Here is a 14,059-nt window from a genome sequence, read left to right as displayed (position 1 = left end):
TTTAGAAGTTCCAGGTTGCTTCAGCAATGGCCGTAATATTTGTTTGATGAATTGAGAAAAATATGCAAAAGGAAGCAGAAATCAAGGGGACAGGCACCCAGGGTCAAAGCCCGCTTTCTGCACTGGAGCCATTCAGCATGAACAGAAAACCCACTTATGAAGAACTGGAAAAAAGAGTCAGAGTTCTAGAGAAAGAATCATTAAAATACACACAGACTGAGAACAGACTGAATGAAACCTTGCAACGGCTTAATTTCCACATCGACAATGCGCCTCTGGCGGTTGTGGAATTTAACAACCGCTTCCAGATTACCTACTGGTCGAATCAGGCCGAGAAGATTTTCGGCTGGAATGCCGAGGAGGTGATGGGCAAAAGGATCGACCAGTTGAAATGGGTTTACAAAGACGATATGCACCATGTCGCCGAATTAAGCGCCGAGATGCTCGCATCGCGCCGGACCAGCAACATCCACATAAACCGGAACTATCGCAAGGACGGCTCAGTCATCATTTGTGAGTGGTACAACTCCGTGCTGTTAAACTCGAAGGGGAAGCTCATATCAATCCAATCCATGGCTCGGGATGTTACAGAGCAACATCGTCTGGAGGCTGAGTTAGCGAAAGCCTTTGATGAGATTAAGAGACTGAAGGACCAGCTGGAAGCCGAGAATATCTATCTGCGCGATGAAATCAAGTTAAAAGAGGGCTTTGGCGAAATCATCGGCGCCAGCGATGTAATAAAATCCACCATTCACAAGATCCGGCAGGTTGCCCCCAGCAAGACGACGGTGCTCTTCGCCGGCGAGACGGGAACCGGAAAGGGGATCTTCGCCCGCTTTCTCCACCGGGAAAGCGACCGCCGAGACAGGCCCTTTGTGAATGTTAACTGCGCCAGCCTTCCCGCAAACCTCATTGAGAGCGAACTTTTCGGCAGAGAAAAGGGCGCGTATACCGGCTCCACGGCACGGCAGATCGGCCGCTTCGAGCTTGCCAATAATGGCACCATCTTTCTTGACGAGATTGGTGAGGTGCCGATGGAACTGCAGGCTAAGCTCCTGAAGGTCATAGAGGAGGGAGAGTTCGAGCGCATCGGCAGCCCTCATCCGATAAAGGTTGATGTCCGGATCATCGCGGCCACCAACCGCGATCTCCAGGAAGAGATAAAGAAAGGCCGTTTTCGACAGGATCTTTATTTCCGACTCAATATTTTTCCCATCAATATCCCTCCCTTGAGAGACAGGAAGGGAGACATCCCGCTTCTCGTGAAGGCCTTCGTGGCAAAATTCAGCAAGAGTCACAACAGAGATATTAAAAGGATTCCCGCAAAGATCATGGAATCTCTGAAAAACTATGCCTGGCCGGGAAATGTGCGCGAGCTGATTAATGTTATGGAGCGGGCCGTAATAGTCAGTGAAGGTTCTGAACTTCAGCTTGCAGAAAAGATTGACGCCATCCCTTTGGATTCTTCTATTCGTGGGGATGAGTCTTTCTCCACAGGATCGGGAGAAACACTGGCAGACGCAGAGCGGGAACACATACTGAAGGCGCTTCAACAAACCGGCTGGAGAATTGAAGGCCCCCGGGGAGCTGCACAGATCCTTGATCTGCAGCCGAATACCCTGAGGGCTCGTATGAAGAAGCTCGGCATCAAAAGACCTGGAACCCCTTAGAATATTTCCTCCATATAGTCACATCTTCCAGAACCCGAAATAACCTGCCCGACAAATAATTTGGAAACCATCATATATGGCAGATAAATCCGGCGCCGGTCGGACAGCCATCATTTCATCAATAAGATAATCATGAATATAATCATCATGTTATCCATTATTGCCGCTTATTGCTCCGGGTGGCACGTATGTTGATATAGTTATCTTAAAAAAATAAAAGCGATTGGAGGATCGCATCATGAAAAACAATTTAAGAAGTAAAACACGGGGTGTGTTTCTGGTTTTCCTTATTCTGTTTCTGCTGAAGGCTGGCGCCGCATCCGCATCATTGACCGGCAACTCGTCGTCATCCAGTGAACCGCTGAAAAATCCTGCCTATATTACTCAGAGCCATGTCGCTTCGAACCTGTCCGACCAGGGAATCTTTTCAAGTGGAGATAAAACCAACTCTTGGATCGTTTTGTTTTCGGTCCTCATTCTGATAGGACTGGCAGAAATCAAAATCGCTGATCAGATAGCTTATAATTCGAAAAAACAATATGGTTCTTTATTATTTTAATATGATCATCAAATAATAAAAACCCGCTCCACTTTACACAAAGGCGGATTAGGTGAGGATGTGGAAGGTGCCGCCACCTCCTCACCAAAAAATAAAAAAATCCGCCTTTGTTTAAAAAAAGGCCGATTAAGGCAAGGGATCGCCATATGACCGCAAAAGTGATAAGGGACAATATCCATGATAACGAATAAGCTCCGGTCAAAAACAGTTGACCAGGTATTAGAGGTCATCGAAATATCAAAAAGACGTTATTTTAGCGGCTTATCAATAACTTCATCCATCAATGTCGGGATAAAGGAAGTCGCGAGAAGTTATCAGACAACATATCAAACAATAGGGGACGCTTGTCGAAAACGACTCGGCTTCAATGATATTGAAGAGTTTAAGGATGCATTACTGGAATATTTCCGTGGAAATCCTACGAAAATTATTTCAGTTCTCAAAGATCATACAGATCATGAATTACATCATAAAATTAATGATTATTTCTCCCGAAGGTCTAATATTCGTCAAATCAATGCTCATGAGAATAAGGATAAAAATATTTCTCGACAAAACTCTGAAGTATTTAATTTTCGTTTAGACAGTGAAACATCAAATATACTTAAAATGTTGGTAGCTTATAAGGGGATTTCCTTATCGGAATGGGTGTCAGACGCCGTAAGGATCAAATTAGATGATTTAAAGGAATTATTAGAGATATTCTTAGAAAACCCTCATGATAATCGACATCCTGCAGCAAAGCAGGACATGGAAAAACGGCTCATTCTGGTTAATTCTAACAGTTCAGATTATCCCTGAGAGGGAGGAATCAGAGAGGGCTGTGCAAGAGGGCGGATAACGCCCTTGCCGGTAATTCTGTCTAAAGACAGCCAACAAGGGAAGGTGACATATGGTCTTAAAAACTTATGAAATACATCATGTTGTTATGGGTTCAGATTTGAATCATCACGGCACCCTCTTTGCCGGTCAAGGGGCTAAGTGGTTTGTCGAAGCCGGCTTTATTGCCGCCGCCAATCTGACCGCGCCGGAAAACATCGTTTGTGTCAATATTCATGGGATGCTTTTTAAAAATCCTGTTCCAAAGGGCACCGTCCTTCGCTTTGAATCCAAGGTGGTTCTTACCGGTAAGACCCGACTTGTCTCTTACGTGAAGGTCGTTAAGAGCAAAAACGATGAATTCGTTGTCGATGGCTTTATCTCCTTTGTCCATGTAAACGCTGACGGGCGTCCAATGCCACATGGACTCTCCATCGAGGTTCTCAGAGAAGAAGACATCATCATTCAGGAAAGAGCGAAAGCTCTGACGACATAAAAAAGAGGAATCTCTTCATCATGCCCTTTTCAGCAACGGGATTCGCCGTTCATTCTCCGTTCCGTACAGTTATACCACAAGAAACTCTTCCTTTTTCATCAACTCCCAACAGGTGATTTTATCAAGAGTCTGGGAAGAAATAAAACATGAGTTCCCGGAGAATGCTTTAAAAAGGGAATAGTAGGCCGGTTCCCTGGAATAATCCCGGTAAGCGAACAGTTTGAGCCCGTCGCTGAAAAGACAGTTGAGTGCAGAATAGCGACAGAGGCTTTTGATCAAAGACACGGTATGGAGAAAGGCCTTCCCCAGTTCAGGAGAGGGATTCCTCATGAAATGATGGAAAAAAACTTCCGTATCAAGAGCGTCTTTGCGAAGAACGGAAGGCGTGATGTCTGGAATCAGTTCTTTATAATCGTAGACCGTGCCGTTATGGGCAAAAGCGACATTTCCGTATCGGAAGGGATGGGCGTGCCGGAACGAAGTGGTGTTTTTCCAGGCGGATTTGCGCAGATGAAGGATCACAACCGGGCACTCGCGGGTTTTGCTGAGAAGTTCCAGGGCTTGATCTGTCTCTTCGAGGAGGTTGCCGCCGCTTTTATAAACTTCCAGTTCCCCGTTTTGATAAAATGCCACCCCCCATCCGTCTGCATGTCCGGGAGGATCACCTTTCATGACCATGCCGCTGCGGGCGAGTTCGCAGAAGTTCAGGACGATCTGCTGATGCTTTGAAAATTCGAAATTCGTGATGCCAAGAAGCCGGCACATGTTAAAAAAACAACCTCACAACGATGATGGAGACAATGATTCCGATGAAATCGGCAGCCAGACAGACGGGCACAAGATAGCGCGTTCTGCTGATGCTGACTGCTCCAAGATAAACAGCAAGAACATAAAAGGTCGTCTCCGCACTGCCCATGATCACGGCGGTCATTCGAGCTGCTGTCGAATCCGGTCCGGCTGTTTTGACGATGTCGGTAAACAGCGCGGTTGATGCGCTGCCGGAAAGAGGTTTGATAAGAGCCATGGAGATGACTTCGATCGGGATATCCAGAAAAGCGAAGGCGCTGTAAAAAATATTTCTGAGGCAATCGAAGGCTCCCGAAGCCTGAAAACATTTAATAGCGACAAAAATCGTCAACAGGTAGGGGAAAATGTTCAGGATGATACCCGGACCTTCTTTTGCTCCGGCAACGAAGGAATCATAGACACGGACTTTTTTAAACGTTCCGTAAAGCACCGTGAACAGAATGAACAGGGGAATAATAATCAGGGATAGATAACTGACATGCTCAATCATTTAAGGATCTTCCTGAAAGAGAAGAGGATAATCAGTGCCGTTGCCGCTGAAATGAACGTGGCGATCAATACCGGCACAACGACCTCTGCCGGATTTTCCGCGCCGAAGGCTGCAAGGATGCCGATTACTGTAAAGGGAATCAACTGAATGCTGGCGGTGTTCAGGATAACAAAAATCATCATTTCAAATGTGACTGCCCCTTTGTCCGGGTTAAGGGTATCGAGTTCCTGCATGGCTTTGATTCCCAGAGGGGTGGCGGCATTGCCAAGTCCCAGGAGATTGGCCAGGACATTGAGGGTGATCGCGGTAATGGAAGGGTGGTCCCCCGGGATGTTTTTGAAAAGCCGGGAAATGATCGGCTGGAATGCATGGGCGATCCGATAAATCAACCCGGAGTCTTCCAGAATCCTGGTGATTCCCATCCAGACTGATACGATGCCCAGCAGGTACAGGGATGTTTCCACCGCCGATTTGGCGCCATCGAATATCGCTTTGGTAAAGGGTTCCAAGTTTCCTGTAAAAACGGCGAAAACGATGCTGACCGAGATCAGGATCAACCAGATCATGTTCATGATCGGACTCCAGGCAGGGAGAGCTCGGTGATAACGAGACTCTTCCTCTCCGTATTCAACTCCACCTGTGCTCCGACCGGAAGGGTGATCTTGTTCTGAACGTGGCCGATCCAGGGACAGGAAATAACAGGAATCGTTATTTCCATCTGTGAGGCAAGAATCTCATAAACCTGCCTGCTTCTGATTCCACGGAAATTTCCGAGAATGACAGCCTGAACGCCGTCGAATTTTCCGGCGAGGATCCACTGGGTCAGACAGCGATCGACCCGATGGAGTTTTTCGTCGACGTCTTCAAAAAAAAGAATCGATCGATCCGTGTCGATTTCCCATTTTGTATTCATCAGAGCCGTCAGGGTGACGAGATTGCCGCCCTTCAAAATGCCCCTGGCAAAACCGGGATTGAAGACCTTCAACGGGGCGCCTTTGAAGAGGTTTTTTTCGGGCCACCCGTTAACGGCGTTCATAAAGGACCTGACCGTAAAGGCTGTCGGAGTTCCAAGATTGGCTACCATCGGGGCATGGAGCGTAACCAGTCCGGTGTGCTCGGAAATGGGATTGAGCAAAGCGCTTACATCACTGAAACCGGCAAGAATTCCGGGATGTTTCTTCAGGAAATCGAAATCGATGAACGGCAGGGTTTTCATTGCGCTGTATCCACCCCTCTGAGCCAGAATCACATCGACATCGGGGTTGGAAAAAGCCCTGTGTATCTGATTCGCTTTTTCTTGCGGCGATGAAGGAGCGATCGGGAATTCCGGATTCAGGACATTAAAACCCAGTGAAAAGAGCTGTCTGATCCCGCGGTTGAAGTCGCGCTTTTTCCGGATCAGATAACTTGGGGTGATAATGAAGACATTCTTCAAAAAGAGGACCTCGGAAAATTAAAATGACGCTCGAGAGATCATGTCGTTATCAGGGCAACAGCAGCCTGTATGATCATGTGCGATAATCTTGGCAGATCGAGAATCTCCCCTGGTATTGCATCCAATGCCCGGTTCGGCTTCGTTTCAGGTCAGCAGGGATTCAGCGATCCCATCGCAGAGCAACTTCGCCATCGCTTCCCTCGTCTCGAGAGTCGCAGAACCAAGGTGGGGAAGGAGCACGGTTCGCGGTGCCACAAGCCACTGGGGATCCAGATCCGGTTCATTCTCGTAGACGTCCAGACCGACACCACCGATCTTTCCCTGGTGAAGAAGTTCCATAACCGCCTGTTCATCGAGTATTCCGCCCCGGGCCGTGTTGATGAGAAAGGCTCCATGGGGCAGCAGATCCAGCTTCTCGCGGTTGAGAAGGCCGCGAGTCGTATCCGTCAGCGGGCAGTGCAGGGAGAGCACATCGCTTTGGCGCAGCAGCTCATCAAGAGGCAGACGCGCAGCGATATCCACTCCGAAATCCACCGGTTTCTGATTGCCTTCCCGGTTCCAGAAGATGACCTTCATGCCTATGGCCCAGACTCGCCGCGCAAAAGCCCGGCCGATAGGACCGGAGCCGAGAATTCCACACGTCTTTCCTGTAAGACCGGTTCCCAGGAGGAGATCGGGAGCCCAGCCCTTCCAATGACCGGACCGCACGAGTGCTTCACCTTCCCGTACCCGTCGGGTAAGGGACAAAAGGAGTGTCAAGGCCAGATCGGCCGTGGCATCCGTTAAGACTCCCTGTGTGTTTACTATGCGGATGCCGCGGGACTGGCAAGAGGTGATGGGAAGGTGGTTGATTCCCACAGAGTACGTGCCGATGACCCTCAAGTTCGGACAAAGGTCCAGGTCCGCTTCGGTCAGTGGCTCGGATAAAAGAACGATGAGGGCTTCCGCGCTGGCGAGCCCCGCTTTCCAGGCAGAAGACCGACAGGGAGCGACACATAATTCAGGAAAGCGCAGTCCTAATTCGTCGATGTATGGACCGACCAGTGTAGAGGTGGCAAGTACGCGGATGTTCATCAACGAAGTTCCTTTTTTATTCATGTGATGGAAATTTCTTTGTTGCGGCACGGAGTTTATTAATAACAGTTTTTCCTGTCAAGATAATACTCATGAAGGATATGGAAGGGATGAAAGTTGAATTTCAGGCCTCTCTATTTTTACATTTGCCCGGAGATAACCATATAGGGACAGAGTAACTTTCAGTTACGAAAATTCAATGATTGACGGAAACTTACTCTTTGAGTTCACCTTTTAGGATTGTCATGATTTTCTCGGGGATGATTGCAATACCACATTCCGGACAGATGGCCGGTTCAAGCGCTCTCAACTGATTGCGAATCTCCGCCTGTACAACAAAACGCTTCGGGCAGCCACGTTCCGTGCAATATCCGGAAACGAAGCCTGTTATGCAGGTAAGCTTCATCCTTCGTTTGAGGCGAATGTTGAACTTCGCTAAATTGTTTCGCACCTCTTCTGACAATACGCGTTCGTCCTCCTCCGTTTCCTGCCCATGTGCACGCTGATACAGAAATTTTGCTATCCGGAGGCCCTGGTGTCTCTCCCAGCCAATCTTGACGAGTTCCTTGAGGGCCAGGGTGATTTCTTCATGGGACGCCAAATCTTTGCTGAATGACAAATGCTGATCATAGACAGAACAGATTTGATCGATGCAATCCAGATAATCAGACAGGCACTGAGCGCATACTGATTTGAAGCAGAGCCATTCGTTCAGCGGAAATATGGCATTTTTATTTTTGGCATGCTGCAGATACAGTTCGCAAAATGCCGCCAGAACCAGGAATGCGAGCTGGCGGGATAAGGGAATTCCTGAGTCGCGAAATGCCTCAGCCACGCTTTTCCCATATTTTCCTGTTATGTCAAATCTCGGTGAGAAAAGAATTTCGATGAGCGCAATAAGGATTCGAATTTCTGATGCCAGTTCATAATCCGGATCGTAATCCGGAATTGTTTGAATAATGTCTTCCGCCTGCGCCCGCAAAGAAAGCTGCATAACATACAGACGCATCAGCGACGCATAGGCTGACTCGGCCTTTTTAAGGTCTATATCCGTATCCATCCGGATCAGATCATTTTTCAGCCGTTCAGTGTGACGCTCCAGCTCATGCCATCTGAGAAGAAGATCGTCCGCGGCTTGTATGCGCTCTGTCATTGTTTGCTCAGCACATATGAGTATAACTGTAAAAAATCCATGACAAAAATTTATCGATTTTAATCTATGGCTATCACAGCCTTTGATTCCCGTTTGTTCCCCGAATGATTCTTAAGTCCGATATCCCGGAAATGACCTGAATAGACTTGTTCAAAAAATACCGGATATGCGTTCACACGGTTGGTCCCGGCGGGCAAATGGCCCCGGTTCTGAGACCTGCTCTGAAAGAGGAAATGACACTGCCTTCACGTACGATCATTACTGATTTTCGTATGTCTAATAATGTCGGATTAAATTCAAGAAGAGTATCTCAATAAGGCGGATTGATGGAGTTCAACATTTTAGGATCATCGAGATTCATAGTTCGGTGATCAGGGAATAACCCAGGATGCGTCTCTTCGATTGTCTTTCCAGGTAAATTTCGCTCGGATGTGCCCCGTCAATTTCAGCAGCAGCCAATCCATTTCATTGAATCGGCAGACAATAGCGGCAAAGTTTTTACGGGCCTCCGGGATGTCAAGTATTTTCGGTGCTTTATCCCGAAGAAAATCAGGAATTCCCGAAGTCGGCTTTTCCGTGGGGGAGCCTGGCGGGATTTCGGCGCAGTAGTTGATTCGATGATGAAAGGGCACCTTTTCCCATTGTGATTCAGCCGTTTTGTCGTCGGTATGGACCGAAGCTGTTCCGGAAAGACGCAGTTGCAGCCACTTGTCGGAGTTATAGAAGAGCCAGCTTACATTGGGATTGTCCCGGATCTGTGAAACCTTGGAACCCCGGGCATCACAGTGACAGATCAGGGTCCTGTTTTCTTCTATAAACTCTCTCAGAATGATGATCCGGCTCTGAGGCTTGTTGCCGTCCATGGTGGTAAGGGTTGCCTGGTGGAACGGGTCCCTGAAGTTACGAGCACCTTCATGGAGAAGCCTCCAACTTGATTCGAGAACGTCATCCAGAGTGGAGACATTTTCCTTTTTTCCGAAGATCATATAAGTTCCTATGCCAGTGAGGCAGACAAAGTTTTTTATCTGTATGTTTGTTTTAAAACCGTGTTAAAAAAGCAACTTCACAGAATTTTATGTTCGTTTCTTAAAATACCGACGATGAAAACATGGGGGTGGAAGGGTCATGAAATCTTATCGCAAAGAATTGTGGTTCAATGTACCCGTGCGAAGAGGGTTTGTCAACATTACCGATCACGTAAATCGATGCCTGAATGAAAGCGGCGTATCCGAGGGGCTGGTTCTGGTCAATGCCATGCATATCACAGCTTCCGTCTTCATAAACGATGATGAGTCTGGATTGCATCAGGACTATGAAAAATGGCTGGAGAATCTTGCGCCGCATGAACCGATTTCAAGATACCAGCATAACCGAACAGGGGAAGATAACGGCGATGCCCATCTGAAAAGACAAATCATGGGGCGAGAGGTTGTTGTTGCAATCACGAAGGGGAAACTGGATTTTGGGCCCTGGGAACAGATCTTTTATGGCGAGTTTGACGGAAGAAGGAGAAAGAGGGTGCTTGTGAAGATCATCGGTGAATGACTTTCTGCTGATAGAGATTTCTGACAAAGTATCGCCCTGGGAGTAACGGAAGACTGTCGACTCACTTCTGGTCAGGGAAAGTTAATTGATCGTCATTCCACGCGCTTGATGTTATATTTTTTCAATTTTTATGAGCGGATAGACTTCTGCTTTCGAACCTTGATCGGAACCTTTCGGGAACAATCACCGCTTGCTGGGTTTCGTAATCAAAGAAAACGATGCCGGTTTTGGCGCGGGCCACTTCTTGTCCGGTTTCCCTGTTGCTGAGCCGATAAACAAAATCACAGGATTTTCGCTTAAAATCCCGGACAGCCACCTCGATCCGGAGCACCTGCCCGAAATATGCCTGCGATTTGTAAACAACGGCGGCATCTGCGGCAACATACCCATACCCCTCGATGTTCAAATGAGCGTAGCCAAAATGCTCCAGAAAGAGGAAGCGTGCCTCTTCAGCCAGGGAGAGGACGGCGTCGTGGGCCAAATGCCGCCCCGCGTTGATATCGCGGAAACGCAGGCGAATATCCGTTGAGAAATCGAATGTATCCGGTAAGTCTATCTTGACTCGCGGCATAAACCTCCTTTGTCACGCTGGAAACATTGAAATAATATATGCAAACCCGGCTCCGATCATTTATGGATTCGCGTCTTTAAATATCCACCACAGATGATAGTTTTATTGAATGCAATTATTTCACTGTGTACCCGAGAGCGTCGAGGCAGGTGCTCATTGCATTCCAGTAGTCATTCAATAAACGATTCGCCTGGCTCTGACCTTCCTGTTCTCCCGGCTTGACTGTTGTTGGATCAAAGCCGGTTTTTTCAACCGCCCAGCGGTGGCACTGATATTGATCTTCCGCCTGTTGCTTTTCACTCTGGCCCTCTCGTGGATATATAAAGTGCTTTTCTGTTGACGGGTCCGGGGCCGGTTGCACCGTGGGCGGGACTGCGTAGTAAGGATAGTAATAAGAATAATACGGGACATAATAGTATGGATAATAATATGAATAGTACGGGTAACCCCACCACCATGACGGCCCCCATCCGTACCAGCCAAACCCGGCGCCAATCCAGACACTTCCGTGCCAGTAAGCTCTATGATGATATGCTCCCCGGCCGTAATAACGACCTCCGGGATAATAATAACCAGCCCGACCATGATAACGACTGCCATAAGGGCTTCCGCCGCGGTAAAAAGGAGGTCTCGTGTAAGGTCTGAATCCGCGGTAATAAACACTGCCGCCTCTGTGATAGCCAGGGCTTCCGGTTCGAGGACTGCTTCCGCGATAGCCAGGGCTTCCGGTTCGAGGGCTGCTCCCGCGATACACAGGACTTCCTCCATGAGAGCCGCCTCCGGCGCGATGTCCGCCTTGACCGAATGCCCTGGTCGATTACAGGACTTGTGAAGAGCATCACTATGACTGAAGCTATACAAGCTGTTATCTTTTTCATGTTCTACCTCCGCATGTAGAGCGGCATTCAAAATGCTGCCATCTTACCCTGCAAACAAAGAGTAATGTTTATTTTATGATTTTAAACCTGCTTTCCATCAGCGTCAAATAACAGAGTCCGCATATGCTGGGCGTCTGCCTCAGAGGTGTGCGAAATTGAGAGTCCGTCGAAATATGGACGATAATTGAAAAATCTTGCAGGAGCTTCTTTAATCAGTTCGATTTTACTTTCTCTCAACAGGATTGAAAAGTCAAGAACAGGGAATATCTGGAATCAATATATAAATTAAATACTTATATTAATGGTCAATGTGTTCCCGGTTGTGCTCCTCAAAGCGACTCGTCAGATCGGAACCAGGAAACCATATTGAGATCTCCGATCAAAATAAGTAAACTGAGACTAATGATGAGAGTTGACCGGACGCGATCCTGAGAATGAGTTTTGATTAGAAACATGGAACTGGAACATCGTTGAAAACCAGCCTGAATAGAATGGCTGACAGAGCGGAGAGAAAATCCGCGTTTTTTGGAGGGGATATGAAAGCCTTGATTCTGAGTGCGGACAAATTTGAGGACTCCGAGCTGCTGTTTCCATATTACCGGCTTAAGGAAGTGGGCGTCGAAGTCGTTGTAGCTTCCCTGAGGCGAGGTGCAATCAAGGGTATACACGGATATGAAGTGGTCGCTGATAAAACCCTTGATGAGGTCGATCCTTCCGATTATGCGATCCTGGTCCTGCCTGGCGGGAAAGCGCCGGCTTTGTTGAGAAAAGAGCAGAAGGCTCTGGAGATAGCACGGTATTTCTCTGCGCGGAACAAACCCATCGCCGCTATCTGTCACGGGCCGCAGATCCTGATCAGTGCCGGCCTTCTGGAGGGACGACGCGCCACCTGCTATAAAACAGTGGCTGCCGAACTGAAAAGGGCAGGCGCACTCTATGAGGACCGGGAAGTGGTTGTTGATTCCAATCTGGTCACGTCCCGGCAGCCTTCTGATTTTCCCGCTTTCATGCGTGAAATGATGAAGCAGCTCGGGCTGTGACCTTCCACTTCTATTTCAGGTGGAATTTTTGAACCCGAAACAGACAGCCATCAGGAAACAGATTCTTCATTATATTTCCATATTTCTCAAAGTGAGTTCACGCACACGCTGTGGGATTAAAATTCCTCATGATTCTAATAAGGTATGCACCATGAGGGTCTTCATCCTCTTCAATCGAGAGATATTCAGCTTCAAAAAGATTGTATTCCTGAAACATCAGCCGACGCCGAATTTTGAGTGAATTTGCCGCGGCATTTCTTGCCTCCCTGGTGGTAAAGGATAGCACCATTTCACACCCCGGTTCCAATTCGATCGCTTTCCAGAAAATGATTTCCGTATCCATCTTCATAACCCCTTTTGCTGCGGCACATATATTCCTCGGACAGACTCCCTTTTAGCGCAGAAATTTCAAAAAAAAAGAAATTTTTTATCTTTTCAAACCGTTTTCCTTTGCCGGTATCGGGAATCTGCCCCGAACAGTGAAAAATTAAGATATTAGAGTAAGGATAAGGATGAGAGATTTCAACATCCACAGGTCTGTGGAAAAGTCTGTGGATAACTCTGTTGACAAAAGGGATAAGTAAGCAATAACTACGACTATTGATCGACTTGCATAAGATTTGTGCAATCGATAACGTTAATGATAACAAATAGATAAATCTATTTATATTGAATTTCCACGAAAATTCGGTCCATGGAATGGTGTCCACATGAAAGCAAGATAAAAAGAATGAATTCAGCAGGAAGTATGGATGACGAAATGAAAAAAATATTAAGAGTTTAACCTAAGGTTTAGCGTTCCTGCCCCGATGTGTATCCGCGGTATTTCGTTCTAACCTTCGATAGCCTTGCCCGTTCTTGTCCTGTTCAGAAGGAAGCACAAAACATCAATCGTCTGCGTAATCCGGCATCATCCATGGAAAAGTGGATTTACCCTGAAATGAATTTCCTGGTGCGGAATGAGAGGGGGTTATTGAGTTCCCCGATATATGCCCTGATAGTCCCGTGTGGACAGGGTCATCGTTTTGTCCCCGTTAATGACGGCTCCCCCGATGGTTTTCCCGACAAAGAGGGTGTGATCGCCCGTATCTATTGTCTTTTCCAGAGTACAGTCCAGATATCCAATACAGTCGTCAAGTACGGGAAGACCGTTCTGCGACGGGTTGTATCGGACTGCATCGAATTTTTTCTTCCAGTCTGCAATCTTGAACTGTTTGATTACAGCGATGGATTCCTTCGGCAGGACATTAAGGCAGTATATCCCTGATTTCAGAATCTGTTCATGAGAGAGACGGTTTTTCCTGATCGACACGGCAATGAGAGGCGGTTCGTGAGAACATTGGGTTACCCAGGAGACAATCATGCCGTTATATCCTTCTTTTGATGAAACTGTGATCAGGTAAATCCCATAATGAAACCTGTCGAGCACATCCTGCCATGATTTTTCCATAATCGCCTCGGATTCTAAGAAGTTGTTTCCATATAAAGCTTTAAGTACCGGTTGTATCTCTCTGACTATTCA

Annotated in this window: 17 protein-coding genes; 6 read left to right on the top strand and 11 right to left on the bottom strand. The window is 47.4% G+C overall.

What is annotated here, in order from left to right; translation table 11 throughout:
- Positions 1-62: 62 nt before the first annotated feature.
- The 4 genes from SYN_RS08820 (at position 63) to SYN_RS08805 (ending at position 3,544) form a co-directional block, all read left to right on the top strand.
- On the top strand, positions 63-1,670 hold the full coding sequence (locus SYN_RS08820) for a sigma-54 interaction domain-containing protein (protein ID WP_011417746.1): 1,608 nt from the start codon (positions 63-65) through the stop codon (positions 1,668-1,670).
- A 223-nt stretch (positions 1,671-1,893) separates the two neighbouring features.
- Entirely contained in the window at positions 1,894-2,229 is a 336-nt protein-coding gene (locus SYN_RS08815) for a hypothetical protein (protein WP_011417745.1), read from the top strand.
- Between the two features lie 177 nt (positions 2,230-2,406).
- The gene (locus SYN_RS08810; RefSeq protein ID WP_011417744.1) at positions 2,407-3,030 is read left to right on the top strand and encodes a hypothetical protein; all 624 of its coding nucleotides are present in this window, start codon (positions 2,407-2,409) and stop codon (positions 3,028-3,030) included.
- Between the two features lie 127 nt (positions 3,031-3,157).
- Positions 3,158-3,544, top strand: a complete 387-nt coding sequence (locus tag SYN_RS08805) for an acyl-CoA thioesterase (protein WP_202943545.1) — start codon at positions 3,158-3,160, stop codon at positions 3,542-3,544.
- 69 nt (positions 3,545-3,613) lie between these two features.
- Here SYN_RS08805 and SYN_RS08800 read toward each other — a convergent pair whose 3' ends face one another.
- From SYN_RS08800 to SYN_RS08770, 7 genes are all read right to left on the bottom strand, one after another.
- Positions 3,614-4,309 carry a class II glutamine amidotransferase gene (locus SYN_RS08800; RefSeq protein WP_011417742.1) on the bottom strand — a complete coding sequence of 232 codons (696 nt, stop codon included), beginning with the start codon at positions 4,307-4,309 and terminating at the stop codon, positions 3,614-3,616.
- Position 4,310: 1 nt separating this feature from the next.
- Entirely contained in the window at positions 4,311-4,841 is a 531-nt protein-coding gene (locus tag SYN_RS08795; protein ID WP_011417741.1) for a spore maturation protein, read from the bottom strand.
- Positions 4,838-5,413: a nucleoside recognition domain-containing protein gene (locus SYN_RS08790; RefSeq protein ID WP_011417740.1), complete on the bottom strand. Its 576-nt coding sequence runs from the start codon at positions 5,411-5,413 to the stop codon at positions 4,838-4,840. The genes SYN_RS08795 and SYN_RS08790 overlap by 4 nt, the downstream gene beginning before the upstream one ends.
- Positions 5,410-6,276 (bottom strand): S66 peptidase family protein, encoded by an 867-nt coding sequence (locus tag SYN_RS08785; protein ID WP_011417739.1) that lies wholly within the window; start codon positions 6,274-6,276, stop codon positions 5,410-5,412. The genes SYN_RS08790 and SYN_RS08785 overlap by 4 nt, the downstream gene beginning before the upstream one ends.
- Before the next feature lie 144 nt (positions 6,277-6,420).
- On the bottom strand, positions 6,421-7,350 hold the full coding sequence (locus tag SYN_RS08780; RefSeq protein ID WP_049749954.1) for a 2-hydroxyacid dehydrogenase: 930 nt from the start codon (positions 7,348-7,350) through the stop codon (positions 6,421-6,423).
- A 214-nt stretch (positions 7,351-7,564) separates the two neighbouring features.
- Positions 7,565-8,503, bottom strand: coding sequence for a hypothetical protein (locus SYN_RS08775; protein WP_011417737.1), 939 nt, complete (start codon positions 8,501-8,503; stop codon positions 7,565-7,567).
- A gap of 371 nt (positions 8,504-8,874) precedes the next feature.
- Complete coding sequence (locus SYN_RS08770) at positions 8,875-9,489, bottom strand: pyridoxamine 5'-phosphate oxidase family protein (protein ID WP_011417736.1); 615 nt, start codon at positions 9,487-9,489, stop codon at positions 8,875-8,877.
- Between the two features lie 139 nt (positions 9,490-9,628).
- Between SYN_RS08770 and SYN_RS08765 the strand changes: the two genes are divergently transcribed.
- Positions 9,629-10,048: a secondary thiamine-phosphate synthase enzyme YjbQ gene (locus SYN_RS08765; protein WP_011417735.1), complete on the top strand. Its 420-nt coding sequence runs from the start codon at positions 9,629-9,631 to the stop codon at positions 10,046-10,048.
- Between the two features lie 121 nt (positions 10,049-10,169).
- On the opposite strand, the gene SYN_RS08760 is transcribed toward SYN_RS08765, so the two are convergent.
- The gene (locus SYN_RS08760) at positions 10,170-10,619 is read right to left on the bottom strand and encodes an acyl-CoA thioesterase (protein ID WP_011417734.1); all 450 of its coding nucleotides are present in this window, start codon (positions 10,617-10,619) and stop codon (positions 10,170-10,172) included.
- A gap of 174 nt (positions 10,620-10,793) precedes the next feature.
- The gene (locus SYN_RS08755) at positions 10,794-11,387 is read right to left on the bottom strand and encodes a hypothetical protein (protein ID WP_041584920.1); all 594 of its coding nucleotides are present in this window, start codon (positions 11,385-11,387) and stop codon (positions 10,794-10,796) included.
- Positions 11,388-12,033: 646 nt separating this feature from the next.
- On the opposite strand from SYN_RS08755, the gene SYN_RS08750 reads away from it, so the two are divergent.
- Positions 12,034-12,537 (top strand): type 1 glutamine amidotransferase domain-containing protein, encoded by a 504-nt coding sequence (locus SYN_RS08750; protein ID WP_041585576.1) that lies wholly within the window; start codon positions 12,034-12,036, stop codon positions 12,535-12,537.
- A gap of 97 nt (positions 12,538-12,634) precedes the next feature.
- Here SYN_RS08750 and SYN_RS08745 read toward each other — a convergent pair whose 3' ends face one another.
- Complete coding sequence (locus tag SYN_RS08745) at positions 12,635-12,880, bottom strand: hypothetical protein (RefSeq protein ID WP_148202533.1); 246 nt, start codon at positions 12,878-12,880, stop codon at positions 12,635-12,637.
- A gap of 627 nt (positions 12,881-13,507) precedes the next feature.
- Complete coding sequence (locus tag SYN_RS08735) at positions 13,508-13,987, bottom strand: flavin reductase family protein (RefSeq protein WP_011417729.1); 480 nt, start codon at positions 13,985-13,987, stop codon at positions 13,508-13,510.
- Between the last annotated feature and the right edge of the window lie 72 nt (positions 13,988-14,059).

Source organism: Syntrophus aciditrophicus SB (genome assembly GCF_000013405.1).
In the GTDB taxonomy this organism is placed as follows: domain Bacteria; phylum Desulfobacterota; class Syntrophia; order Syntrophales; family Syntrophaceae; genus Syntrophus; species Syntrophus aciditrophicus.
Note: the sequence above shows the minus strand (reverse complement) of the source record. Positions and strands in the feature narration are given on the sequence as shown.